At 66.5% G+C, this 25,414-nt stretch carries 21 protein-coding genes; 6 read left to right on the top strand and 15 right to left on the bottom strand.

Annotation, left to right across the window (positions count from 1 at the left end; translation table 11 throughout):
- Positions 1 to 14: 14 nt before the first annotated feature.
- The 5 genes from ACZ5YA_RS30105 to ACZ5YA_RS30085 all read right to left on the bottom strand — a co-directional run bounded on the left by ACZ5YA_RS30105 (position 15) and on the right by ACZ5YA_RS30085 (position 4,265).
- A complete protein-coding gene (locus ACZ5YA_RS30105; RefSeq protein WP_059374957.1) occupies positions 15 to 1,271 on the bottom strand; it encodes an NADH-quinone oxidoreductase subunit D in 1,257 nt (418 codons plus the stop codon).
- A 3-nt stretch (positions 1,272 to 1,274) separates the two neighbouring features.
- Positions 1,275 to 1,901, bottom strand: coding sequence for an NADH-quinone oxidoreductase subunit C (locus tag ACZ5YA_RS30100; protein WP_059374964.1), 627 nt, complete (start codon positions 1,899 to 1,901; stop codon positions 1,275 to 1,277).
- Between the two features lie 75 nt (positions 1,902 to 1,976).
- Entirely contained in the window at positions 1,977 to 2,453 is a 477-nt protein-coding gene (locus ACZ5YA_RS30095; protein WP_006217960.1) for a NuoB/complex I 20 kDa subunit family protein, read from the bottom strand.
- 39 nt (positions 2,454 to 2,492) lie between these two features.
- The gene (locus tag ACZ5YA_RS30090) at positions 2,493 to 2,852 is read right to left on the bottom strand and encodes an NADH-quinone oxidoreductase subunit A (RefSeq protein WP_006217959.1); all 360 of its coding nucleotides are present in this window, start codon (positions 2,850 to 2,852) and stop codon (positions 2,493 to 2,495) included.
- A 291-nt stretch (positions 2,853 to 3,143) separates the two neighbouring features.
- Positions 3,144 to 4,265 carry a porin gene (locus ACZ5YA_RS30085; RefSeq protein WP_464091641.1) on the bottom strand — a complete coding sequence of 374 codons (1,122 nt, stop codon included), beginning with the start codon at positions 4,263 to 4,265 and terminating at the stop codon, positions 3,144 to 3,146.
- A gap of 479 nt (positions 4,266 to 4,744) precedes the next feature.
- Between ACZ5YA_RS30085 and ACZ5YA_RS30080 the strand changes: the two genes are divergently transcribed.
- From ACZ5YA_RS30080 to ACZ5YA_RS30070, 3 genes are read left to right on the top strand one after another with little or no spacing between them, the layout of a single operon-like run.
- The gene (locus ACZ5YA_RS30080) at positions 4,745 to 5,359 is read left to right on the top strand and encodes a TetR/AcrR family transcriptional regulator (RefSeq protein ID WP_059374967.1); all 615 of its coding nucleotides are present in this window, start codon (positions 4,745 to 4,747) and stop codon (positions 5,357 to 5,359) included.
- Positions 5,356 to 5,799: a PaaI family thioesterase gene (locus ACZ5YA_RS30075; protein ID WP_059374970.1), complete on the top strand. Its 444-nt coding sequence runs from the start codon at positions 5,356 to 5,358 to the stop codon at positions 5,797 to 5,799. Before ACZ5YA_RS30080 ends, ACZ5YA_RS30075 begins: the two co-directional genes overlap by 4 nt.
- Positions 5,796 to 6,233, top strand: coding sequence for an NAD(P)-binding domain-containing protein (locus ACZ5YA_RS30070; RefSeq protein ID WP_251877462.1), 438 nt, complete (start codon positions 5,796 to 5,798; stop codon positions 6,231 to 6,233). Before ACZ5YA_RS30075 ends, ACZ5YA_RS30070 begins: the two co-directional genes overlap by 4 nt.
- Here ACZ5YA_RS30070 and ACZ5YA_RS30065 read toward each other — a convergent pair.
- The 7 genes from ACZ5YA_RS30065 to axyZ all read right to left on the bottom strand — a co-directional run bounded on the left by ACZ5YA_RS30065 (position 6,204) and on the right by axyZ (position 14,168).
- On the bottom strand, positions 6,204 to 6,971 hold the full coding sequence (locus tag ACZ5YA_RS30065) for a phosphatase PAP2 family protein (protein ID WP_464091640.1): 768 nt from the start codon (positions 6,969 to 6,971) through the stop codon (positions 6,204 to 6,206). The genes ACZ5YA_RS30070 and ACZ5YA_RS30065 overlap by 30 nt on opposite strands.
- 37 nt (positions 6,972 to 7,008) lie before the next feature.
- Positions 7,009 to 7,794, bottom strand: a complete 786-nt coding sequence (locus ACZ5YA_RS30060) for a metallophosphoesterase family protein (RefSeq protein ID WP_059374977.1) — start codon at positions 7,792 to 7,794, stop codon at positions 7,009 to 7,011.
- On the bottom strand, positions 7,791 to 8,765 hold the full coding sequence (locus ACZ5YA_RS30055) for a diacylglycerol/lipid kinase family protein (protein WP_059374979.1): 975 nt from the start codon (positions 8,763 to 8,765) through the stop codon (positions 7,791 to 7,793). Before ACZ5YA_RS30055 ends, ACZ5YA_RS30060 begins: the two co-directional genes overlap by 4 nt.
- 79 nt (positions 8,766 to 8,844) lie before the next feature.
- Positions 8,845 to 10,644, bottom strand: coding sequence for a gamma-glutamyltransferase family protein (locus tag ACZ5YA_RS30050; protein WP_464091639.1), 1,800 nt, complete (start codon positions 10,642 to 10,644; stop codon positions 8,845 to 8,847).
- Positions 10,645 to 10,845: 201 nt separating this feature from the next.
- Positions 10,846 to 12,348, bottom strand: a complete 1,503-nt coding sequence (locus tag ACZ5YA_RS30045) for an ABC transporter substrate-binding protein (protein ID WP_059374980.1) — start codon at positions 12,346 to 12,348, stop codon at positions 10,846 to 10,848.
- A 210-nt stretch (positions 12,349 to 12,558) separates the two neighbouring features.
- Positions 12,559 to 13,455, bottom strand: coding sequence for a LysR family transcriptional regulator (locus ACZ5YA_RS30040; RefSeq protein ID WP_059374982.1), 897 nt, complete (start codon positions 13,453 to 13,455; stop codon positions 12,559 to 12,561).
- Between the two features lie 74 nt (positions 13,456 to 13,529).
- The gene (gene axyZ, locus ACZ5YA_RS30035; protein WP_059374984.1) at positions 13,530 to 14,168 is read right to left on the bottom strand and encodes a multidrug efflux transcriptional repressor AxyZ; all 639 of its coding nucleotides are present in this window, start codon (positions 14,166 to 14,168) and stop codon (positions 13,530 to 13,532) included.
- Positions 14,169 to 14,391: 223 nt separating this feature from the next.
- Here axyZ and ACZ5YA_RS30030 point away from each other — a divergent pair, with 223 nt between their 5' ends.
- The 3 genes from ACZ5YA_RS30030 to oprZ are packed head-to-tail and all read left to right on the top strand — an operon-like array spanning position 14,392 to position 20,126.
- On the top strand, positions 14,392 to 15,603 hold the full coding sequence (locus ACZ5YA_RS30030) for a MexX/AxyX family multidrug efflux RND transporter periplasmic adaptor subunit (RefSeq protein WP_251877468.1): 1,212 nt from the start codon (positions 14,392 to 14,394) through the stop codon (positions 15,601 to 15,603).
- Between the two features lie 6 nt (positions 15,604 to 15,609).
- Positions 15,610 to 18,747 carry a multidrug efflux RND transporter permease subunit gene (locus ACZ5YA_RS30025; protein ID WP_464091638.1) on the top strand — a complete coding sequence of 1,046 codons (3,138 nt, stop codon included), beginning with the start codon at positions 15,610 to 15,612 and terminating at the stop codon, positions 18,745 to 18,747.
- A complete protein-coding gene (oprZ, locus tag ACZ5YA_RS30020) occupies positions 18,744 to 20,126 on the top strand; it encodes a multidrug efflux RND transporter outer membrane subunit OprZ (RefSeq protein WP_464091637.1) in 1,383 nt (460 codons plus the stop codon). Before ACZ5YA_RS30025 ends, oprZ begins: the two co-directional genes overlap by 4 nt.
- A 4-nt stretch (positions 20,127 to 20,130) precedes the next feature.
- Here the strand turns inward: oprZ and ACZ5YA_RS30015 are convergent, their stop codons facing one another.
- From ACZ5YA_RS30015 to ACZ5YA_RS30005, 3 genes are read right to left on the bottom strand one after another with little or no spacing between them, the layout of a single operon-like run.
- Complete coding sequence (locus ACZ5YA_RS30015) at positions 20,131 to 20,787, bottom strand: helix-turn-helix transcriptional regulator (protein WP_059374993.1); 657 nt, start codon at positions 20,785 to 20,787, stop codon at positions 20,131 to 20,133.
- A gap of 53 nt (positions 20,788 to 20,840) precedes the next feature.
- Complete coding sequence (locus tag ACZ5YA_RS30010) at positions 20,841 to 22,286, bottom strand: efflux transporter outer membrane subunit (RefSeq protein WP_464091636.1); 1,446 nt, start codon at positions 22,284 to 22,286, stop codon at positions 20,841 to 20,843.
- 15 nt (positions 22,287 to 22,301) lie between these two features.
- Positions 22,302 to 25,406, bottom strand: coding sequence for a MexW/MexI family multidrug efflux RND transporter permease subunit (locus ACZ5YA_RS30005; RefSeq protein WP_059374997.1), 3,105 nt, complete (start codon positions 25,404 to 25,406; stop codon positions 22,302 to 22,304).
- Positions 25,407 to 25,414: the final 8 nt, after the last annotated feature.

The raw sequence follows: 25,414 nt of genomic DNA, 5'->3' as shown, positions 1-25,414 counted from the left end.
ACTGTCTGGGCGGATCAGCGATCGATCTCGCCAAAAACGATGTCCTGCGTGCCAATGATGGTGACGGCGTCGGCAATCATGTGACCGCGCGACATTTCATCCAGCGATTGCAGGTGGACAAAGCCGGGGGCCCGAATCTTCAGGCGGTAAGGCTTGTTGGCGCCGTCGGACACCGCGTAGATGCCGAATTCGCCCTTGGGGTGTTCCACCGAGGCGTACGCTTCACCGGGAGGCACGTGGAAACCTTCAGTGAAGAGCTTGAAGTGATGGATCAGCTCTTCCATGTTGGTTTTCATGGCGGTGCGCTTGGGCGGGGCGATCTTGTGGTTCTCGATCATGACCGGGCCCGGGTTGTTGCGCAGCCATTCCACGCACTGGCGGATGATGCGGTTGCTCTCACGCATTTCGGCGATACGGACCAGGTAGCGGTCATAGCAGTCGCCGTTGACACCCACGGGGATGTCGAAATCGAGCAGATCGTAGACTTCGTAGGGCTGCATCTTGCGCAGGTCCCAGGCCACGCCCGAACCGCGCAGCATCGGGCCGGTGAAGCCCAGCGCCTTGGCGCGTTCGGGATCGACCACGCCGATGCCCACCAGACGCTGCTTCCAGATGCGGTTGTCGGTCAGCAGCGTTTCGTACTCGTCGACGCAAGCCGGGAAGCGGTTGGTGAAGTCTTCGATGAAATCCAGCAGCGAACCCGAACGCGCGTCGTTCATGACGCGCACTTCCTTGTCGCCGCGGTACTTGCTGGTGTCGCCGTATTGCGGCATCGAGTCCGGCAGGTCGCGGTAGACGCCGCCAGGACGATAGTAGGCCGCGTGCATGCGCGCGCCCGAGACCGCTTCATAGCAGTCCATCAGGTCTTCGCGCTCACGGAAGGCATACAGGAACACCGCCATGGCGCCCACGTCCAGCGCGTGCGAACCCAGCGACATCAGGTGGTTCAGCAGACGGGTGATCTCGTCGAACATCACGCGGATGTACTGCGCGCGCAGCGGGGCTTCCACGCCCAGCAGCTTTTCGATGGCCATGACGTAGGCGTGCTCGTTGCACATCATGGACACGTAGTCCAGGCGGTCCATGTAGGGCAGCGCCTGGATGTAGGTCTTGTGTTCGGCCAGCTTTTCAGTGGCGCGGTGCAGCAGGCCGATGTGCGGGTCGGCGCGCTGGATCACTTCGCCGTCGAGTTCGAGCACCAGGCGCAGCACACCGTGCGCGGCCGGGTGCTGAGGGCCGAAGTTGAGCGTGTAGTTCTTGATTTCTGCCATGATTTAACGCCCCAAGCCGTAGGAGTCTTCGCGGACCACGCGCGGCGTGACTTCGCGCGGATCGATCGTGACCGGCTGGTAAATGACGCGCCGTTGTTCCGGGTCGTAGCGCATTTCGACGGTGCCGGACAGCGGGAAGTCCTTGCGGAAGGGATGGCCGATGAAGCCATAGTCGGTGAGGATGCGGCGCAGGTCCGGGTGGCCTTCGAAGACGATGCCGTACAGGTCGAAGGCTTCGCGTTCGAACCAGCCCACGGCAGGCCAGCATTCCATCAACGACGCGACCATCGGGAATTCGTCGTCTTCGGCCCAGGTACGCACGCGCAGGCGCCAGTTGTTCTCGATCGAGAGCAGGTGCGCGACCACGGCGAAACGCGAGCGGTGGACCTTGGCGTTGGTTTCCTCGGGCAGTTGGCGCGTGCCGTTGCCCCAGGTCAGGTAGTCGACGCCGCAGAGGTCGATACAGGTTTCAAAGCGCAGGCCGACTTCGGTGCGCAGCTTGTTGCAGACGGAGAACCACTGCTGCGCGGGCACTTCGAGCGTCAGCTCGCCCAACGCCTCGGTCAGCGCGATATCCGCGCCGAGGGTGGTCTGCAAATTGTTTTTCAGGGTTTCGAGCCTGGTCATCATCTTGTACGCTTAGGTGAACCGATACGCTGGTTTCGCGGGGCCGGCTGCAAGGACTGCTGCCTGGCGCGGCGATGCTCAGCGCGCAATCGTGTTGGTCAGACGGATCTTGTTCTGCATTTGCAGCAAGCCGTAGACCAGCGCCTCGGCCGTGGGCGGGCAGCCCGGCACGTAGACGTCTACCGGTACGATGCGATCGCAGCCACGGACCACCGAATACGAGTAGTGGTAGTAACCGCCGCCGTTGGCACAGGAGCCCATGGAAACCACCCAACGCGGCTCGGGCATCTGGTCGTAGACCTTGCGCAGCGCCGGCGCCATCTTGTTGCACAGCGTGCCGGCCACGATCATCAGATCGGACTGGCGCGGGCTGGGACGGAAGATGATGCCGAATTGGTCCAGGTCGTAGCGGGCCGCGCCCGCGTGCATCATTTCAACCGCGCAACAGGCCAGACCGAAGGTCATGGGCCACATGGAGCCGGTCTTTGCCCAATTAAGGAACTTGTCCGCGCTGGTTGTGATGAACCCTTGCTTGAGAATGCCGTCTATAGCCATATTCGTCTCTGATAGCGTGCTGTGGAAAAACCCGGCGGGTTATTCCCAGTCCAGCGCGCCCTTTTTCCATTCGTAGATGAAGCCGACCGTCAGCACGGCCAGGAAAACCATGACCGTCCAGAAACCGACGAGGCCGACCGTGCCCTGGGCGATGGCCCACGGGAACAGAAAGGCGATTTCCAGGTCGAAAAGAATGAACAGGATCGCCACTAGGTAGTAGCGCACGTCAAACTTCATGCGAGCGTCTTCGAAGGCCTCGAAACCGCATTCGTACGGCGAGAGCTTCTCGGCGTAGGGACGCCGCGGGCCAAGGAGGGAGCCGGCCGTTAGAAGCGCGAACCCGATAAGGGTGGCCACTACGATAAACAGCAGGACGGGAAAATACTGTTGCAGGTTCATTCAGGCGTCCGTCAAATGCGCAAACCTTAGGATTGTAGCATTCGCGCGGTTACTTCTGGCTGAACTCTGTAGCTCGAACAGCAGGCGAAAGACAGCATTCCTCAAATGGAACAATGGCTGCTTTCAGCACCGGTGCGCAAGCATACAGCAGCCTGCCGATGCACGCACAAACACACGCAAAAACACAGGCGCGAAAACGAAAAAAACCACCCCGAAGGGTGGTTTCATACGAACGGGCCGAAGCCCGTTCGCGCACTTTAAATCCAGGCAGGACTTGCGCCCTGCTTTGGATTAGAAGCGGTGACGGATACCGACGCCGACGGCGGTCGACTTGATGTCTTCCACGAAGGCGTAGTTCTTGGCGTACGAACCGTAAGCGTACAGGTTGGTGCGCTTGGACAGGTCGTAGGTGTAGCCCAGCGAGAAGATTTGCATCGTCTGGTCGGCGCTATCAACACCGCTCAGGCGACCGTTGCTGGGGTCAACCATTTGCCACGAACCGAACAGCTTGCTTGCGCCGCCGATCGGGGCGGACAGGCCGACCATGTACGAGTTGGCCTTGAAGCCATCAGCAAAGATGTTGCTGTTGAAGCCGATGTTGCCGGCGGTGGAGTTCAGGCCTTGGCCAGCGAACCAACCGTCGGTCGTGCGAGCGTAGGCCAGAGCCAGCTTCACGACTTCGAAGTCATACGAACCGCCCAGGGCGTACATACGCGGGGTGGCGTCGGTCTGGGTGGTCGACAGCTTGTTCGAAGCGTTCAGCTGATCGTACGAGAAGGCGATGTTCAGCGGGCCGTTCACGTAACGCAGACCGGTCGTGATCGCGCGGGTGTTGTCGGCGGTGCGGAAACCGGTTTGGGCGGTGTTTTGGTCGTCAGCATTGAACGAATAGCCCAAGCCGAACTGGAAGCCGCTGAACGACGGGGTCTGATACATGACCATGTTGTCGTAGCGTTGCGTGTTGGCAGCGCTGAAGGCGGCACCGATGTTAGCCTGACCGAAGCCAGCGCCGAACGGGTCGATCGAGCCGAAGTACTTCGACGCGATGTTGGTTTGGCGACCGAAGTCCAGTTGACCCCAGCTGTCGCTGGCCAGACCGATGGTGGCTTGACGATCGAACAGACGGCCGTTTTGAGCCGACTTGCCGTTACCCGAATCAAAGCCCGATTCCAGCTGGAAAACAGCGCGCAGGCCGTCACCCAGGTCTTCCGAACCACGCAGACCCCAGCGCGAACCGTTCTGGACGCCGTTGATCATGCCGAAACGGCTGCCGTTGACGGCATCGGGACCACCGCTGATCTTGTTGTAGCCGATACCCGTGTCGATGATACCGTACAGGGTGACAGACGTTTCTGCCTGGGCGACACCGGCAAAACCGGCGAGCAGGGCGGCAGCGAGCAGAGTCTTTTTCATTTAAGAAATCTCCGTTGATTTGAGTGACAAGAGCAGCAATCCAGCAAACCAGCCTGCCGCCCCCCTAACTCCGCGAAGGGAAGTTGACGCTATTGCATCAAAAATCAGGGGGGCTGGCTATGGTCGGCGCCAGAAAAGTGCAGGTTTACGACAGGCTTGTTGGGATATTGCAACATCTCAGCGAAGCCTGGCCGGACACGCTAGGGCTTACCCTTAGTTTTTAGGCCAAGCACCTATTCATGCGACTTTCAGCCCTGCCCCTAATTATCTGGATGCCCCGGATACCATCCCCGCCATCAAATACAGCCCCCTTCCGAGCCCTGTTTCCGCGTCGCCGCGGCCTCCAACCAGCCATCGGAATCGCACCTTCGCCATAAGGCCCCCGCAGCAGGAATGCGCTGATCCGTCCACTATCAATAACGTTGTTATTTATAAAAATCGCCGATATTATCGAGTCGTCGACTCCTCCATTCAGCCATATGCCTACGCCCCCTTCCCGCGCCGACCGTTCCGAACGGCTGAACGCGCTGCGCCGCCAACTGGTTCTGGACGCCGCGCAGCGCGTGTTCGAGCGCGACGGCCTGGAGCAGACCACGATCCGCGCGATCGCCAAGGAGGCCGGCTGCACCACTGGCGCCATCTACCCCTGGTTCGCCGGCAAGGAGAGCATTTATGGCGCGCTGCTGGAAGAATCGCTGGAACGCCTGCATGCCCATCTGGCCGAGGCTGCCTCCGACGGCCCGGCCCCGACGGCGGCGCGCACCGCGATCCATGCGTTCTTTGGCTACTACGCCGAACGGCGGACCGACTTCTCGCTGGGCATGTACCTGTTCCAGGGGCTGGGGCCGCGCGGTCTGGGCCGGGAAATGGACGAACGGCTCAACGCCCGCCTGCGGCAGTGCGTAGACCTGCTGGGCGTGGCGCTGGCCCGGACCAAGTCCTGGGAGGCCGCGACCGTCGCGGTCGAACAGATGAATCTCTTCACCTACTTGATGGGCCTGCTGCTGCTGCTGCACACCCGGCGCCTGAAATCCTTGGGCCAGCAAGCGGAAACGCTGCTGGACAACTACTGCCTCGCCCTGGAGCAACGATGACCGCAACCGACCTGGACACCCCGGCCGACGCCCCGCTGATCAGCCTGGCCGACTTCCATATATTGCTGGCCGACCAGCATCCGTTTTCCCTGCTGTTGGGCATAGACGTGATACGCATCGGCCGCGGCACGGCGCGTGCGGTGCTTCCGGCGCGCGACGCCCACCAGCGGCTGGGCGGCATCGTCGCCGGCCCCATGCTGATGGGCCTGGCCGACCTGACCATGTACGCGGCGGTGGTGGGCGCCACCGGACAGGCGCACGCGGTGACCGCGAGCCTGACGATCAATTTCCTGCGCAAGAGCCCCGCGGGCGCCATCTATGCCGACGCCCGGCTGCTGAAAGTCGGCCGGCTGTCCGCCGGGGAAGTCATCCTGACCGGCGAGGGTTCGGACGAGCCCCTCGCCCATATCGTGAGCACGTGGTCCGTGCCCAAGCCATGAGCATGCGAGTGAGCATCGTCGGCATGGGCAAGACCGGCACCCGGGCCGCGCAACGCCTCCTGGCGGCCGAGCCGGACATCGCGCTGACTCTCTACGACATCGAGCCGGGGCGTTGCGAGGACTTCCGCGGCAGCGCCACGCTGGCCACCTCCGCGCGGGAAGCACTGGAAGAATCCGACACCATCGTGCTGGCCCTGCCGCGCGAACGCGAGATCGACCGCACGCTGGAGCGCTTCAGCGACGGCAACGTGACCGCGCCGGTGGCAGGCAAGCTGATCGTGGACCTGGAGCCGCCCTGCGGCGAACGCGCGCGCAGCCTGGACCAGGCCATCGTCGCGGCGGGCGGCCGATACACCTGCGCGCCCCTGGCCGCGGCGGCCGACGCCCCGGTTGCCGAGGCGCGCTTACTGAACGCGCTGGCGCTCGGAGCATGACGGCCGCAAGCGCTGCGCCACCGCCACGCACAGCGCCAGCCAAGCCAGGCTGATCGCGAAGCCCGCCAGCACGTCGCTGACGAAATGGACCTGCAGCAGGATGCGGCTGAGTCCGATCGCCATGATGAGCCCCGCCAGCAACGCGGTGCCCGGCAAGCGCCATGCCGGAGGCGCCAGACGCCAAAGCAGGTAGCAGGCCATGCCGTACACCGCCATCGCGGCCGAGGAATGGCCGCTGGGGAAGCTCCACCCCGCCACGCTGGCGTAGCCATGGTCATGGTCCGGCCGGACGCGCTCGAAGGCGTGCTTGAGCAGCCAGTTGAGCGCCCCGCCGACGCCGGTCGCAACGGCGCATACGACGGCCAGCCCCCATTGCCGGCGAGACAGCAGGAACAGGGTCATCAGCACGGCCACCCCGGTCAGGAAATTCCTGTCGCCCAGATACGTGAACCAAGACAGCAGCCACAGCAGGGGCGTCGACATGGACATGCCCAGCGCGCCAGCCAGCGCCCGGTCGAACGTGACCACCGCGCCCTCGCGCTCGATGGCGTAGGCCAGGACCAGGAACACGACAAGCGCCGCGGACGTCCCCAGCGCGAATAGCGCAACGCGGCCGCCGCCGGACAGGCGCGGCCAGCACCACGCCAAGGTCAGCGCAGCCGCCGCGGCCAGCAAGGGCAGCGCGACAAACAGCTGCAAGGCATGGGCCGCGGCCCATGCCGCATAGGCATCCGTCATAAATAAGAACCCGTCACCAAGAAATTCCCGCTCTGTCTCAATACAACGCGACCAGGGTCTTGTCCACCGGTGCAAACGCATGCGCCCCTGCGGCGTAGTCCCAACGCTCGATCCGGCAATCGCCCTGCCCCTCGCGGGTAATGACATTGACCGAATTGGGCACGTTGCCGCGCACGCGGCGCGAGCAGGTGGTTCCGGCCTGGACGACCCAGCCGCCGGAAGGAGCCGCCGGGTTCACGGGCAGCACATAGGGCAGATGGATATGCCCCCCCAGGATCAGGTCCACGCCGGCCTGCGCCCAGGCTTCGAGGGCCCTCTCGCGGCCGTTCAACAGGTTGGACAGGTCCGACTCGACCTTGGCGCGCACGGGATGGTGCGCCACCACGATGCGCAACTGCCCTGGCCTGGCCTGGCGCAGCCTCTCGGCGACCCGCGCGATCTGCGCGCCGGATATCTCGCCATCCTTGCGGCGGCGCGGGCGTGTCGTGTTGACGCCGATGGCGAGCAGGCCGGCGTTTTCAAACACGGGCTCCAGCACCGGGCCCAAAGCCCGCTTGTAGTTGCCGTAAGGATTGAGCGCGCGCGCGAACACGTTGAACAGCGGAATATCGTGATTGCCCGGCACCGTCAACACCGGCAGCGACAGGCGTTCAATGAATTTGCGGGCGGCGGCGAACTGGCCGCGCCGCGCGCGTTGTGTGATGTCGCCGCTGAGCACCACCAGGTCGGGCGCGAGATTGCAGGCCAGGTCCAGCGCGGCTTCGACCACGGGTTTGCGTTCCGTGCCGAAGTGGGTATCGGAAAAATGCAGGATACGGGTCATGAACGGTCCAGATATTGCGAGTCCGCCGGCACCACCAGCGGCAGCCGTTCGTCGGCCACTTTGAACTCCAGCGGCGTATCCATCCAGGAGATTTCGCCATCCATCGCCACCTTGACCCGGCGGCGCCCGCGCACGGCCACCGTCAGGCGGTCGAAGGCGAAACTCACCACATGCTCGGCTTCGCCCAGGCGGCTGAACAAGCCGCGCAGCAGCAAGCCATAGAGCGCCAGGGTGCCGACCGGCCGCGCCGCCATGGCGATCAGGCGGTTCTGGTCCAGCTCCGCGGATTCGATGCCGATGTGCTCCAGCTGGAGCTTGTTGTTGCCCACCACCAGCGTGGGCGAGCGCAGGTTGCGGGCCTGGCCGCCATGGTCCAGCAGCAGGCTCAACTGGCGCGGCGCGCGCAGCAGCGTGACCAGGCCGGACCACAGCGCCACCAGCCGGCTGCGGCCGTACTTCTGTTTATAGGCTTCGCGGTCCTCGAGCAATTGCGGATACAGGCCCAGGCTGGCATTGACCAGGAACAGCCTGCCATTGAGCATGCCGACCTGCACCGGCCTGGGCTGGCCTTGCAGAAAGCCGCGCAGGGCCACCTCGGTATCTTGCGAGATGCCGTAGCTGCGCCCGAAGTAATTGAACGTGCCCTGGGGCAGGATGCCGAACGGCACGCCTTTGCCAAGCACGACGCCCGCGACCGCATTGAGCGTGCCGTCGCCGCCCGCAGCGATGACCACGCCCTGCTGTTCCTGCGCGCGCGTGACCGCGGCCTCGGCCGTGGCGGTCAGGCGCGACGGGTCCTGCACGGGCATCAGTTCATAGCGGCGCCCGGCCTCGTCGAGTATGCGGCGGATCGTGTCTTGGAGGATCTGCGCGTCGCCGCGTCCCGATCCGGTATTGAGGACGATGAAGAGGGGTTCTTGTCCCGTCAGGGAATGGGCCTCTGTTGCCGGTTTCTGCTGGGTTGACGTCATGCGTCAAACATACCCCATGCCGGCAAAACGCCGCAACAAGGCCCGCGGCGGGCACGCCTGGCGCGCCCGCCGCGGCCATTCAGCGGCCGACGGCGTAAGCCTGCATCAGGCGCGGCGTGGCCGCCGCGTGCAGCAGGCCGTCGGCATCGCGCGAGGCAGCGGTCAACCTGCCCACCGACCACTCGGGCACTTCCTCGATCTGGTGCCCGCGCTGGCGCAACGCCGCAATGACCTCGGCGCCGAAGCTCGCCTCCACCGCCAGATGCCCCGGCTTGCGGTCGCGCGGATAGAAGGACGTGGGGAAATGCATGGTGTGCGACATGGGCAGATCGATCGCTTCCTGCAGGTTCAGGCCGTGGTGCACGTGGCGCAGGAAGAACAGCAGCTGCCATTGTTCCTGCTGGTCGCCGCCCGGCGTGCCGAAGGCCAGGTAGGGCTTGCCATCGCGCAGCGCCAGCGAGGGCGTCAGCGTGGTGCGCGGACGCTTGCCGGGCGCCAGCGTGCCGGGCAGCCCTTCTTCCAGCCAGAACATCTGCGCGCGGGTATTCAGGCCGAAGCCGAGTTCCGGAATCACCGGCGAAGACTGGAACCATCCGCCCGAAGGCGTGGCCGAGATCATATTGCCCCAGCGGTCGATGACGTCCACGTGCGTGGTGTCGCCGCGTTTGGCGGAGGCGCGCATGTCGGCTAGCGTGGGTTCATTGGTGGCGCTGCCGGGCGCGGACACCTTGGAGAGACGCTCCAGCGTGTCCATGACGCGCTTCACTTGGGCCTCGAAACCCGGCACCTGGCCAGGCAGCAGATCCTGCGAGGCCGACTCGCCGATGAGCGCGCGGCGTTCGGCGTTGTAGGCATCGGACAGCAAATGCTCCAGCGGCACGTCGACGAAGGCCGGATCGCCGTAATAGGCCTCGCGGTCGGCAAAGGCCAGCTTCATGGCTTCGGTCACGCGGTGCACGAACTCGGCGCTGGTCGGGCTAACGCCGGCCAGGTCCATTTCCTTGAGCAGCGCCAGGGTCTGCAGGAAGACCGGGCCTTGGCTCCAGGAGCCGGCTTTCGCCACGGTGTAGCCGTGATAGTCGTAGGTGACCGGCTTGTCGTAGCTGGCCGACCAGCCCGCCAGGTCCTCGGCGGTAATGACCCCACGGTGCGTGGAACCGCTCTCGTCCATGACGTCGGTGCTGCGGGCGAACCGGTCGATTTCCTCGGCCACGAAGCCGCGGTAGAACGCAACGCGCGCCGCCTCGATCTGGCGCTCGCGGTCCGCGCCGGCGCTTTCGGCCTGCTGCAGCACGCGGGTCCAGGTGCGCGCCAGCGCCGGATTGCGGAACAGCTTGCGGGCCTCGGGCACCTTGCCGCCCGGCACGTAGACGGCGGCGGTCGTCGGCCAATGGGTCTGGAAGAAGTCCTTCAGGCCGGCGATGGTGTTGGAGATGCGCGGCATCAGCGCGTGGCCGTGCTCCGCGTAATAGATGGCGGGCTCCAGCACGTCGCGCACGCGCATGCTGCCGTGGTCGCGCAAGAGCAGCATCCAGGCGTCGAAGGCGCCGGGAATGACGGTGGCCAGCAGGCCGTTGCCGGGGATCAGCTTCAGGCCTTCGGCGCGGTAGCGTTCGAGCGTGGCGGCTGCGGGCGTGGTGCCCTGGCCGCAGAGTACTTCGACGCGACCGGTGCGCGCGGAGTAGAACACCGCGGGCACTTCGCCGGCCGGGCCGACCAGATGGGGTTCGACCACCTGCAGCACGAAGGCCGAGGCGACGCAGGCGTCGAAGGCGTTGCCGCCGCGCTCCAACAGCGACATGCCGGCCGCGCTGGCCAGCCAATGGGTGGAGGTCACGACACCGAAGGTGCCAAGGATTTCCGGGCGAGTGGTAAACATGATGGTTCCTATGGGGCTGTGGTCAGGCATCAAGCCGCTGACACGCAGAGCACTTCCTATGCGGCGAATACCAGGCGGCGAAAAAGCCAAGCACGCCAGAAAGATCTACGGGCGCAATACATCAGGGGCGCCGCGGATCCGGCTCCGCCGGTCCGCCAGCGCGGCCCCAAGGGGGGCCGGCGCCAGCGGGTAGGAGGGAGCCTACTTTTTAGCGACAGTGACACCCTTCAGGCGAATCAAGCCATCCGGGTACGGAACAAAGCCTTCCACCTTCTTCTGCACGCCGAAGGTCCACGGCAGGTAGAACAGGTAGACGATCGGGCGCTGGTCCTGCATCGCCGTCAGCACCTGGTCATACATGGCGCGGCGCTTGGCGGTGTCCGATTCGGCGCGGGCATCGTTGAGCAGCTTGTCCACGGCGGGATCGCAGAACTTGCCGTCGTTCAGATTGCCCTTGCAGCTCAGGTACTGGTGGATGTTGCCGCTGGGATCAACCCGGCCCGACCAGCCGCTCTGCCCCACTTCGAAGTCGCCGCGCGCGAGCGAAGATTGCAGGGAAGCGAATTCCACCGGACGCAGCGTGATGTCGAAGCCCGCTTCGGCGCCCATGGCCTGCACCAGCTCGAACACCTGCTGCATGGTGGTGTTGTTGCCGAAGGTGATCTCGAACTTGACGCGGTCAAAGCCCGCTTCCTTCAACAGCGCCTGCGCCTTCTTGGGATCGCGGCCCTTGTGCTCGAAGGCCGTGTTGTAGGCGAAGCTGGCCGGCGGGAACGGCTGGTAAGCGGGCTGGAACATGCCTTCGCCGATCACCTGGTTGAGCACGTCGCGGTCGATGGCGAGGTCCAGCGCCTGGCGCACGCGCTTGTCCTTGGCCAGGGGGTTGTTGGCGCGCGCGCCGTTGGCCAGGTTCACCGAAATGGCCTGGAAGCCCAGGCCGGTCACCGGCGCCAGGGTCAGGTTCTTGTCGTCCTTCACGGCCTTGGCATCGCTGGGCGCGACGCGCTCGATGATGTCCAGGTCGCCGGCGCGCAGGTTGTTCAGGCGCACGGTGTTGTCCGGAATCGGGGTGTAGACCAGACGATCGAAGTGATAGTTGGCGGCGTCCCAGTACTTGGGAAATTTCTCGAGCACGATGCGGTCGTTCTGCACGCGCTCCTTGAACTGGTACGGCCCCGAGCACACCGGCTTGCCGCCAGGGTCCTTGTCGAAGCTGGCGGGCGACATCATCATCCCGGCGCGATCGGACAACTGCGACAGCAGCGAGGCGTCGGGTTCGGACAGGGTCAGCACCACGGTGCTGGCGTCCGGGGCCTCGACGCTGGCGACCGTGGCCAGTTCGCTCTTGCGGTTGCTGTCGGGCAAGGTGCGGGCGCGGTCCAGGTTGGCCTTGACGGCCGCGGCGTTCACCGGCGTGCCGTCGTGGAAGACGGCGTCGGTGCGCAGCTTGAAGGTCAGGACCTTGTTGTCCGGGCTGATGGTCCAGGATTGCGCCAGCTGCGGCACGATCTTCAGGTCCGGCGTGATCTCTACCAGCTTGTCGCAGAGGGAAGCGAAGACGATGCGGCCCACGAAGGTGCGCGCGCGCACCGGGTCCAGCACGTCAGGGTCGTCCTGCAGGCCGATACGCAGGGTGGATTGGGCTTGCGCCAATCCGCTGGCCAGCATTCCCGCCATGGCCATGGCGAGGCAAAGTTTACGCATGAAAGATCTCCGTCGGTTCAGGTCGGCCTGGTTCCCCGCGCGGACGCGCCGCCCGGCATGAGGGAACAGACCCGAGCCGTGCCGCATCCGGGTCCATCCCCCGCCGCGCACGTTCTTGTTGGATTCTGCGCCAGGCGCGCGGCGATTGTATAGAGCGGCGGCTGTCGTAAGCCTAAATGCGCGCCGGGCGGCCGCCTTGCGGACGCGCTTTCAGGGAATCCGGCAAGGCGCCGCGAAGTCCACGGCGGCCTGGACCTCGGCGCGCAGCTTGGCGACCAGCGGCCGGGCATCGTCGCGGCGGTACTGGAACGCATAAGGCATGGCCGCCAGGGGCGTATCGCCTTCCAGCACGCGCAGGCTGCCCTCGGCCTGCAAGGCGCGGGCCCAATGGCTGGGTAGCAGGCCGACGCCGGTGCCTTCTATCAGGAGGCCGACCACCGCCCCCCAGTTGTTGCAGCAGAGCCGTTCGCCGCCCGCCTCGCGGCCCGCCAGCCAGTCGTCGATGATGCGCGTGGTGCCGGCCCCGGCCGGCAGCGTGACCAGCGGCAGGCGCGCCAGCAGTTCCGGCGTCATGCGCGTGGCGCCGTCCAGCAGCGCCGGCGCGGCGACCCAGGAGAATTCGGCCTGACCTATGGCGGAGGAAGCGATGTTGGGCCGCGAGGAACGGCCCGCGATCACGGCGAAGTCCAGTTCACCGTCGGCCACGCGCTGCTCCAGCACCTGGCCGATGTCCACGTAGGGTTCCAGCACCAGGTCCGGGTAGGCGGCGCGCACGCCCCGGATCAGCCGCGGCAGCCAGGTCAGCGCGGTCAGTTCGCCCACGCCGAAGCGGCAGCGCCCGCTGAGCCCGGCGCTTTGCGCCAGCGACGCGCGGATCTGTTCGGCCGAGGCCAGCAGGTCGCGCGCCTGCGGCAGCAGGCGCTGGCCGGCGTCGGTCAGCACCGCCTTGTGGCCGCTGCGATCGAACAAAGGCAGGCCCAGACCTTCCTCGAGCTCGGTGATGCGCTTGGACAGCGACGATACCGACAGGTGCAGGCGCTCGGCCGCCACGGCGAAACTTGCGCAGGTGGCGGCCCAGTAGAAGGCTTCGAGTTGCTTGAGGGTCATGCCGGGATTGTAGAGGCGCCCGGCATGGAAATGCCCTCCTTTGGGACGCTGCGTTGCAAAGCGCCCCCGCGGTATCAGACGGCTTTCGGCGTCAGCAGATGCGCGGAAAACCGGAGGGTATCGATGGCGGCGCGGAGCATGCGCTCGACGCGCGGCCACATGTCGCCCTTGAGGCGATCGGACCAGCAGATGCTGTCGAACACCCCGTCGACCAGGGCGTGCAGATAAAGATTGGACAGGCGCACGTCCAGCGCGCGCGGCAGGTCTTCGCGCTTGACCGCGGCGCGCAACAGTTTCTCCGAGGTGCGCAGGGCGTGGCGCTCCCACAGGTCGCGGCGGCGCAGCAGGGGCGCGTTTTCGTCGCTGCGTTCGCATTTCAGGTACAGGATCTCCAGCACGCGCTGCACCGAGCCTTCCTGCGCGTAGATCTGGATGTACTGCCGCATGGAGGTGTAGAGCGATTCCAGCGCCTCGCCGTCGGTCGAGACATGAGTCAGCGGCGCAGCCTCGCCCAGCGCGCGGTCGCACATGGCGATGCAGACGTCGATCTTGTTCTTGTAATGGCCGTAGACGGCGCCCCGGGACACCCCTGCGTGGTCGGCTATGTCGCTCATGGTGGTGGCGGCCACCCCTTTGGACAGGAACACGTGTTCCGCGGCATCCAGGATGCGGTCGCGGGTGCGTTGGGACTCTTCCTTCGTCTTGCGGGCCATGCGGGGACCTCCTTCTTAAAAAATCGGCTGCAAAAAAATGGCGACTTCAAAACAAGAAGCCGCCCTTTTCGTCACTGTGAATAAGTGTGAAGCGGGGAGCATACTTCCGAACAAAATAATTAATCAAGCGTGACGGATTAAATGATAGACTCGCTTCCCCACGCGGGAAAGTCGGCGCCTTTCCCCACCTCAGCCCTCCCAGGGCCCATCAGAAATTTTAAAAATGAAGCAAAGAGTCTCTCTACGCACGCTCGCCCTTTCTTCCGTACTAATTCTTATTACCGGTTGCTCGAAACCGGAAGCCCAACAAGCCACCGAGGCTCCCGCCGAAGTCGGCGTCATCGTTGCCCGGGCCACGCCCACCAGCGTCGCCACCGAATTGCCGGGCCGGCTGGAGCCCTACCGCGAGGCCGAAGTGCGCGCGCGGGTGGCCGGCATCGTCACGGCGCGTCTGTACGAGGAAGGCCAGGACGTGACGCGCGGCGCCGCCCTGTTCCAGATCGATCCCGCACCCTTGCAGGCCGCCTACGATTCCGAAGCCGCGAACCTGGCGCGCGCGCAGGCCAACCTGTCCGCCGCCGCCGACAAGCTGCGCCGCTACGCCGACCTGGTGTCGGACCGCGCCATCAGCGAACGCGACCATGCCGAAAGCGTGGCGCAGGAGCGCCAGGCGCGGGCCGAGGTCGCCCTGGCCCGCGCCAACCTGCAAAGCGCCAAGCTGAAGCTGGATTACGCGCGCGTCACCTCGCCCATCGACGGCCGGGCGCGGCGCGCGCTGGTGACCGAAGGCGCGCTGGTGGGCGAAGGCCAGGCCACGCCGCTGACGGTGGTGCAGCAGATCGATCCCATCTACGTGAACTTCGCCCAACCGGCGGCCGAGGTGATGCAGCTGCAAAAGCAGATCCGCGCGGGCGCCCTGGAAGGCGTGGCGCCGGACCAGGTGCGGGTGCGGCTGCTGCTGCCCGACGGCTCCGAGTACGGGCGCGGCGGCACGCTGTCGTTCGCCGACCTGGCGGTGGATCCGGGCACGGACAACGTCACCATGCGGGCGCTGTTCGATAACCCGGGCCGCGACCTGCTGCCGGGCATGTATGTGCGGGTGCGGCTGGAGCAGGCGATCAACCGCGACACCTACCTGGTGCCGCGCAACGCCCTGCTGCGCAACGCCGAAGGCGCGCACGTGCTGGCCGCGGATGCGGACGGAGAACTGCAGAAGATCGTCGTCACCGCGCAGCGCCTGCAGGGTCCGAACTGGATCGTCACGCAGGGATTGGCGGGCGGCGAGCGCATCGTCGTCGAGAACGCCGCGCATCTCGCGGCGGGACAGAAAATCAAACCGGTGGAGCGGGCCGCGCCCAGCGCGCAGGCTCCCGCCCCCGGCAACCCGGAGGCCGGGGTCCAGGCAAGGACGCCCGCCGCGGGTCAAAAAGGATAAACCGCAATGGCGCGTTTTTTTATCGATCGCCCCGTCTTCGCCTGGGTGATCTCGCTGCTGATCGTGCTGATCGGCATTCTGTCGATCCGCGCGCTGCCGGTGGCGCAGTATCCGGACATCGCTCCGCCGGTGGTCAACGTCGGCGCCAGCTATCCCGGCGCCTCGGCCAAGGTGGTCGAAGAGGCGGTCACCGCCATCATCGAACGCGAGATGAACGGCGCTCCGGGGCTGATGTACACCTCGTCCAGCAGCGACTCGACGGGCTGGGCCAGCATCAACCTGACCTTCAAGCAAGGCACCAATCCGGACCTGGCGGCCGTGGAAGTGCAGAACCGCCTGAAGGCGGTGGAGCCACGCCTGCCCGAATCGGTGCGCCGCGACGGCGTGCGCGTGGAGAAGGCGGCCGACAACATCCAGCTGGTGGTGTCGCTGAAATCGGACGGCGGCCTGGATGACATCCAGCTGGGCGAGCTGGCCGCCTCCAACGTGCTGCAGGCGCTGCGCCGCGTGGAAGGCGTGGGCAAGGTGCAGTTGTTTGGCGCGGAAGCCGCCATGCGCATCTGGCCGGATCCCGCCAAGCTGACGGCCATGTCCCTGACTCCGGGCGACATCGTCTCTGCCTTGCGCAGCCACAACGCGCGCGTCACCATCGGCGAATTGGGCAACCAGGCCGTGCCGAAGGACGCCCCGCTGAACGCCAGCATCGTCGCCGGCGAGTCGCTGCGCACGCCCGAGCAGTTCGGCAACATTCCGCTGCGCGCGCAGCCGGGCGGCGCCACGTTGCGCCTGAAGGACGTGGCGCGGGTCGAACTGGGCGGCACCGACTATATGTACCTGTCGCGCGTGAACGGCATGACCGGCACGGGACTGGGCATCAAACTGGCGCCGGGTTCGAACGCGGTGGACACGACCAAGCGCATCCGCGCGACCATGCAGGAGCTGGCCCAGTACTTCCCGCCGGGCGTGACCTGGGACATCCCCTACGAGACCTCCACCTTCGTGGAGATTTCGATCAGAAAGGTGCTGATGACCCTGCTGGAAGCCGTGGCCCTGGTGTTCTGCGTGATGTATCTGTTCATGCAGAACTTCCGCGCCACGCTGATTCCGACGCTGGTCGTGCCGGTGGCGCTGCTGGGCACGCTGGGCGTGATGCTGGGACTGGGCTATTCCATCAACGTGCTGACGATGTTCGGCATGGTGCTGGCCATCGGCATCCTGGTCGACGACGCCATCGTGGTGGTGGAGAACGTCGAACGCATCATGGCCGAGGAAGGCTTGTCGCCGCGCGAGGCCACGGTCAAGGCCATGGGCCAGATCAGCGGCGCCATCGTGGGCATCACGGTGGTGCTGGTGTCGGTGTTCGTCCCCATGGCCTTCTTTGACGGCGCGGTGGGCAACATCTATCGCCAGTTCGCCGTGACGCTGGCCGTGTCGATCGCCTTCTCGGCCTTCCTGGCGCTGTCGCTGACGCCGGCGCTGTGCGCCAGCATGCTCAAGCCCATCGCCGCCGGCCACCACGAGAAGCGTGGTTTCTTCGGCTGGTTCAACCGGGCCTTCGCGCGCCTGACCGCGCGCTACACCGCCCGGGTGTCGGGCGTGCTGGCCCGTCCGGTGCGCTTCGGCCTGGCCTATCTGGCGGTGATCGCCGCGGTGGTGCTGCTGTTCGCGCGCCTGCCCTCTTCTTTCCTGCCGGACGAAGACCAGGGCAGCTTCATGGCCATGGTCATCCTGCCCCAGGGTTCGCCGCAAGCCGAAACCATGGCGATGGTGAAGGAGGTCGAGCGCTACATGATGGAGCACGAGCCCGTCGAGTACGTGTATTCGGTCAACGGCTTCAGCAACTACGGCAGCGGACCGAACTCGGCCATGTTCTTCGTCACGCTGAAGGACTGGAAGCAGCGCAGCGGCGCCGACCTGCACGTGAACGCGGTGGTGGAACGCATCAACGCCGCCTTCGCCGACCGCAAGAACGTCATGGTGCATGCGCTGAACTCCCCGCCGCTGCCGGACCTGGGCTCCACTTCGGGCTTCGACTTCCGCCTGCAGGACCGCGCCGGGCTGGGCTACGAAGCCCTGACCCAGGCGCGCCAGCAGTTGCTGGCGGCGGCGGCCAAGCACCCCGCGCTGACCGAGGTCGTCTTCGCGGGCCAGGAAGAAGCGCCGCAGCTGGAGCTGCGCGTCGACCGCGACAAGGCCCAGGCCATGGGCGTGCCGCTGGACGAGATCAACACGGCGCTGGCGGTCATGTACGGCTCGGACTACATCGGCGACTTCATGCTCAATGGCCAGGTGCGGCGCGTGACCGTGCAGGCTGACGGCAAGAGCCGCGTCGACTTGGAAGACGTGTCGCGCCTGCACGTGCGCAACCTGCAGGGGCAGATGGTGCCGCTGTCGGCCTTCGCCACCCTGAAATGGTCGATGGGACCGCCGCAGCTCAACCGCTACAACGGCTTCCCCTCGTTCACCATCAACGGTTCGGCCGCCCCTGGACACAGTAGCGGCGAGGCCATGCGCGCCATCGAGACGCTGGCGGCCGAACTGCCGCGCGGCATCGGCTTCGACTGGTCGGGACAGTCCTATGAGGAACGGCTGTCCGGCAACCAGGCGCCGGTGCTGTTCGCGCTGTCGGTGCTGGTCGTGTTCCTGGCGCTGGCCGCGCTGTATGAAAGCTGGTCCATCCCGCTGGCGGTGATCCTGGTGGTGCCGCTGGGCGTGATCGGCGCAGTGCTGGGCGTGACGCTGCGCGGCATGCCCAACGACATCTACTTCAAGGTCGGCCTCATCGCCACCATCGGGCTGTCGGCCAAGAACGCGATCCTGATCGTGGAAGTGGCCAAGGACCTGGTGCGCGACGGCCAGGGCATCGTGTCGGCCACGCTGGAGGCCGCGAGGCTGCGGCTGCGGCCCATCGTGATGACCTCGCTGGCCTTCGGCGTGGGCGTGCTGCCCCTGGCGCTGGCCACCGGCGCGGCCTCGGGCGCCCAGGCCGCGATCGGCACGGGCGTGCTGGGCGGCATCGTCACGGCGACGGTGCTGGCCATCTTCCTGGTGCCGCTCTTCTTTTTGATCGTGGGCCGCGCGCTGGGCATGCGCGTGCGCCCCTCGCGTCCGCAAGGCCGCGAAACGCTGGAGACCACGCCATGAAGGCTATGGCAATGACCCTGCTTGCGCTGGCCCTGGCCGGCTGCTCGCTGGCCCCCAAGTACGAACGGCCGGCTGCGCCGGTCCCGCAGGCCTATGACACGCCCGACGCGCAAGGGCTGGCGGCCATGCCGCAGGACTGGCGCGATTACTTCAACGACCCGGCGCTGCAGGCCTGGATCGCCGCCGCCTTGGAGAACAACCGCAACCTGCGGGTGGCGGCGCTGCGTATCCAGGAAGCCCGGGCGCTGTACGGCGTGCAGCAGGCCGACCGCCTGCCGTCCATCGACGGCACGGGCGAGTTCAGTCGCGGACGCGGCGCGGAACCCGGCCAGCCGCGCATGCCGGTGGCGGACCGCTACCGTGCCGCCGTGGGCATCGCGGCCTTCGAGCTGGATTTCTTCGGCCGCGTCAAAAGCCTGAGCGACGCCGCGTTGTCGCGCTACCTGGCCAGCGAGGAAGCGCACCGCGCCGCCACGCTGTCGCTGGTGTCGGAGACGGCCACGGCTTACTTCAACCAGCGCTCGCTGGCGGAACAGCTGCGCCTGACCGAGAGCACGTTGGCGTTGCGCGAGGCCTCGCTCAAGCTCACCCAGCGCCGCTACGACGCCGGGCTGGAAACGGCCGTGGGGCTGCGCACCTCGCAGATGCTGGTGGAGTCCTCGCGCGCCACGCATGCCGAACTGAGCCGGGAATACCGCCAGTCCGTGCATACGCTGGGCATACTGGCGGGAGACTTTTCCCTGCCGCCCGACACCGATGCCGTCACGCTGGAAAGCCAGAGCCTGACGCCGCTGGCCGCGGGCCTGCCCTCCGCCCTGCTGATCCGTCGTCCGGACCTGCGCCAGGCCGAGGACACGCTGCGGGCCGCCAACGCCGACATCGGCGCGGCGCGCGCGGCGTTTTTCCCATCGGTGCAGCTGACCACCGACATCGGCACCACGGCCGGCAGCTTCTCGGACCTGTTCGGCTCTGGCACCGGCACCTGGACCTTCGCGCCCAAGCTGACCCTGCCCATCTTCAACGCCGGGCGCAACAGCGCCAACCTGTCGCTGGCGGAAACGCGCAAGGACATCGCGGTGGCCCAGTACGAGGGCAGCATCCAGCAGGCCTTCCGCGAAGTGGCCGACGCGCTGTCCGCGCGCGACACGCTGCGCGCCCAGATCGACGCCCAGCGCAAGGTGCGCGACGCCGACCGCGACCGCCAGCGCCTGACCGAAAGGCGCTACGAGCGCGGCGTGGCGAGCTATCTGGAAATGCTGGAAGCGCAACGCAGCCTGTTCGAATCCGAACAGCAGTTCATCCGGCTGCAGCAGCGCCGGCTGGTCAACGCGGTGGAGTTGTACAAGGCGCTGGGCGGCTGGGAGCAGCCCGGATCCTGACGGATCAGTCAGCCTTGTCGATGCGGTAGGCGCAGCGGCGCGCGCCCGCGAGGATGTGCTCTTCGCGCCGCACCCGGACCTCTGCTCCGAGCACCTTGTGGAAGAGTTCCAGCTCGCTGCGGCAAAAGCCCATACAGGCTTTGGCCGCGGAGCAGATCGGGCAGTGGTTCTCGATGAAGAGGAAGTCCGCGCCATCCTTGCGCAGCTCGGCCATGTAGCCTTCGGCGCAGCGGACTTCCACCAGCCGCTCCAGCCTTTCCTTCAGGCTGCGGGCGCCCTGCATGGCCTGGCGATAGCCGTTGAGCATGGCGGTTTCGCGCGCCTGGATCAGCTTTTCGATGCCCTCTTCGCCGAACACCTGGCGCACGGCGCCCAGCATCTGTACCGTCATTTCGGCATGCGTGTCCGGAAAGCGCCCGTTTCCGGCATCGGTCAGAAACCAGATCTGCGTGGGCCGGCCGCGGCCCGCGCTGTGGCTTTCGGAATCCACCAGTCCTTCCGCATGCAAGCGCGTCATCTGCTGACGCACCGCCTCGGCCGTCACGTCCAAGGTCTTGGCAATGACGGCGACGGATTGCGGGCCGCGCGTCTTCAGGGTCATGAGCACGCGGTCGGCGGGCTGATGCTCCCAGACCACGGGATGGGACGGACTGTCAGACATGAATGTGGAGTCTCCGGTTGTTTGCCTATGGTGCCATGAACCGCGGCTGCCAGTCAGCCGGAAGCCGCCTGCGGGTCGGCCGCCGGCGCTTCCCATCCGCCTCCCAGCGCCTTGTACAGCGCAATCAGGCGGGTATAGGACTCGGTTTCGGCCACGGCCACGGCGTCCTGGGCGCGCAAAAGCGTACGCTGCGCGTCCAGCACCGTCAAATACGGGGTGCTGCCTTCACGGTAGCGCAGTTGCGCCAGTTCCGCCGCCCTGCCGCTGTGCGCGGCCGCCTGCGCCAGGCTGCCCAGGCGCTGCTGGGTCTGGCCGTATTCCGTCAGCGCCGATTCCAGTTCCTCGACCGCCCGCAGCACGGTCAGTTCGTAGCTGGCGACGGCGCCGTCCGCGCGCGCCACCGCGCCGCGCTTGCGCGCCAGCGCCGTGGGCAGGTGGAAGGCGGGCCAGTTGGCCGTGGCCGCCACGCTGAACGCGCGGCTGGCCGATGAGCCGAAATCCGCGCCGCGCAGGGCGACAAAGCCCAGGAATCCGCCCAGGTCGATGCGCGGATACAGTTCGGCGGTCGCCACGCCCACGTCGGCGTTGGCAGCGGCCATGCCGCGCTCGGCCGCCAGCACGTCCGGGCGCCGCGACAGCAAGGCGCTCACGTCGCCGATCGGCAGGCGGGTGTCCAGGGGAGCCAGCGCCTTGCCCGCATCGAGCTCGCCCAGCTCCACCGGGCGCAGGCCCGCCAGCACGGCGATCCGGTACTGCGCCAGCCGCCGGGCCGCGATCTGCACCGGCACGCTGGCCTGCACGGTCTCCAGTTCGGCGCGCGCGCTGGCCAGGTCGCCTTCGTCGCCACGGCCAGCCGACACCATGGCCTGGATCACGCGCAAGCTGTCGCGCTGGCTCTGCAGATTGGCGCGCGCCACGGCCAGGCGCTGTTCCGCGCCGCGCAGCTCGAAGTAGTTGCGCGCCACTTCGGCCGCCACCACGATGCGGGTCTGGGCCAGGTCCGCGGCCTGCGCCTCGCTGCGCGCGGCGGCGCCCTCGGCCGCCCGGCGCAGCCGGCCGAACAGGTCCAGCTCCCAGGTGGCGTCAAAGCCGGCCCGATAGCTTTCGGCCAGGTTGCGTTGACCCGCGACGCCAGCATTGGCCTGGGACAGGCTGCGCTCATAGCCGCCGCCCAGCGTGACCACGGGCAGCCGGTCCAGATCCTTCTCGTCCAGCACCGCGCGCGATTCGGCCAGGCGCGCCTGCGCTATGCGGATGTCGAGGTTGCGGGACAGCGCCAGATCGATCAACCGGTCCAGCTGCGGATCCTGCAATTGCTTCCACCAGTCGCGCTGCAATTGATCGGTGGAGAACAGGGCCTGTTCAGGGCTGGCCAGCGCCACCGGCGCGGCCTGGGGCTTCTGGTAGTCGGGGCCGACGGCGCAGCCGGCGGTGGCCAGCGCGGCCAGCAGCACGGCCGCGCCGCGGCGCAAGCGTAGGGAAAGTTGTGGATGCTTCATGATGGTTTCCTTCGGCTAAGCGGAGGCGGCGGGCGCCGCGGCGTCCTCGGCCTGGGCCAGCGCCAGTTCCCGGGCGCGCGGCGTGTCGTGCGCTGCGCGGTGGTCGCGGGCGAATACGGTGTAGACGGTGGGCAGCACGAACAGCGTGAACAGCGTGCCCACCAGCAGGCCCACCACGATGACCAGGCCCAGGCTGTAGCGGCTGTGCGCGCCCGCGCCGCTGGCGAACAGCAGCGGGATCAGGCCCATGACCATGGCAGCGGTCGTCATCAGGATGGGGCGCAGCCGGATGCGGGCGGCCTGCTCCATCGCGGTGCGCCGGTCCAGCCCGTGGCTGACCTGCATTTCATTGGCGAACTCCACCATCAGGATGCCGTGCTTGCTGATCAGGCCGATCAGGGTCACCAGCCCGATCTGGGTGTAGATATTGATGGTGGCCATGCCCAGCGCCAGCGGTATCAGCGCGCCGCAGATCGACATGGGCACGCTCACCAGGATGATGAAGGGATCGCGCAGGCTCTCGTATTGCGCCGCCAGCACCAGGTAGATCACGATGATGGCGAAGATGAAGGTGATCATCAGCGCCGAGCCTTCCTGGCTGTACTGGCGCGCGTCCGACTGCCAGTCGTAGCTGAAGCCCGCGGGCAGGAACTTGGCCTGGTCGGTCAGGAACTGCACCGCATCGCCCATGGTGACACCCGGCATGGGAATGGCCTGGAAGGTGGCCGCGTTGAGCTGATTGAACTGGGTCAGCTTGTTGGGCTCCACGCCCATGGACACGGTCACGAGGTTGGACAGCGGTACCTGGGCGCCGCTGGCGCTCTTGACGTAGTAGCGCGCCAGCGACTCCGGCGAGATGCGCTGCTCGCGCAGGCTCTGCGGAATGACGTCGTAGGAACGGCCGTCCATGCCGAAGCGGTTCACGTAGTTCTCGCCCACCAGCACGGCCAGCGTGTCGCCGATGGCCTTCATGGTGACGCCCAGGCTGTTGGCCTTGGCGCGGTCCACCTTCAGCTGCACCACCGGGTTGTTGTAGTCCAGGTCGCTGTCGACCACCATGAACAGGCCGCTCTCGCGCGCCGCCTTCTTCAAGCCCTCCATGGCCTCGTAGACCACCGGATAGTCGGACGCGCTCATGATGACCATCTGCACCGGCAGCCCGCCGGTCGATCCCGGCAGCGACGGCAGCTGGAAGGCGAAGATGTTGCTGCCCTCGACCTGGTTCACCATGGCCTGCATGTCGGCCTGGATCTGGTCGGCCGAACGGTGGCGCTTATCCCAGGGCACGAAGTCCACGCCGCCGATGCTGTTGGAGACGCCGTCGGAGCCATTGATCAGCCAGCGCCCCTGCTGTTCGGGCAGGGTCTTCATGACGTCGTCCCACTTGCGGCCGAACTTCTCCACGTAGTCGATGTTGGCGTGCTGCGGCGACTTGATCGCCGTCAGCACGGTGGACTGGTCCTCTACCGGCGCCAGCTCGCGCTGCGCCGCGTTGTAGAGGAACGGCAGGCTGGCCAGCACCGCCACGGCGATCAACCCGGTCACCCAGCGGTGATGCAGCGAGACGTCCAGCACGCGGCCATAGGCGTCGCCCAGGCGTCCGAAGAAATGCTCGGCGCGGCGTGCCATCCAGCCCTCGGAAACGCGGCTGTCCAGCAGGAACGAACTCATCACCGGCGACAAGGTCAGCGCGATGACGCCCGACACCACCACCGATCCCGCCAGGGTGAAGGCGAACTCCTTGAAGAGCGAACCGGTAAGCCCGCCCATCAGCCCGATGGGCGCGTAGACCGCCGCCAGCGTAATGGTCATGGCGATCACCGGCCCCGCCACTTCGCGCGCGCCGATGAGGGCCGCGCGCACCGGCGACTTGCCCTCTTCGATGTGGCGGTGCACGTTTTCCACCACCACGATGGCGTCGTCCACCACCAGGCCGATGGCCAGCACCATGGCCAGCAAGGTCAACAGGTTCACGCTGAAGCCGAACAGCGCCATGATGGCCGCCCCGCCCAGCATGGACAGCGGAATGGTCAGTACCGGAATCAGCACGGCGCGCAAGGACCCCAGGCACAGGAAGATCACCACCACCACGATGGCGACGGCCTCGATCAGCGTGCGCACCACGCCGTCGATCGAGGCGCTGATGAAGCGGGCCAGCTCGAACGGCACCTGCACGCTGGTGCCGGGCGGCAGGTTCTGCTTGATGTTGGGCAGCAGCTCGTTCAGGCGCTTGACGATCACCAGCGGATTGCCCACCGGCGTGGCGTTCAGGCCGAAGTACACCGCCGGCTCGCCGTCCATCAGGCCGCTGGAATCGGTGGACGCGGCGCCCAGTTCCACCGTGGCCACATCGCCCAGGCGCACGATCGCGTCGCCCTCGCGCTTGACCACCATGTCGCGGAATTCCGCGACGTTGACCAGGTCCGTGTTGACCTGGATGTTGGACACCACGTACAGGCCCTTGGCCTGTCCCGGCGCCGCCTGCACGTTGTTGTCGCGCAGCGCGTCGGCCAGCTCGCCCGCGGAAATACCGCGCGCCGCCATCCGGTTCGGGTCCAGCCACACCCGCATCGCCAGTTTCTGCCCGCCGTAGAGCTCCACGCTGGCCACGCCGTCGATGGACGAGAGCTGCGGCTGCACCACGCGCGACAAATAGTCGGTCAATGACGCCAGCGACAAGGTGCTGCTGGAAAAGCCCACATAGGCCACGGCGGTCGCCTCGCCGGCGGACTTGACCAGCACAGGGTCGTACACGTCCTGCGGCAAGCGGTACTTGACCTCGTTGACCTTGGCCATCACCTCGGTCATGGCCTTGTTGGAATCGGCGTTCAGCTTCATCCGCACCGTGATCACGCTGCGGCCTTGGGTGGAGGAAGACGACAGGTAGTCGATGCCTTCCACCGTGGCCACGGACTGCGCGATGGGCTGGGTGACGAAGCCCTGCATGAGATCGGGCGAAGCGCCCGGATACTGGGTGGTGATGGTGATGGTGGTGCTTTCGGTCAGCGGATACTGCCGCACCGGCAGGCCGCTCAGGGCCTTGATGCCCAGCAGCAGGATCAGCGTGCTGACCACCAGCGCCAGCACCGGCCGGCGTACAAAGAGATCGGTGAATTTCATGTTCTGCT

The organism is Achromobacter sp. JCM 18799, assembly GCF_055395645.1.
This window is presented reverse-complemented; position numbering and strand designations above follow the sequence as displayed.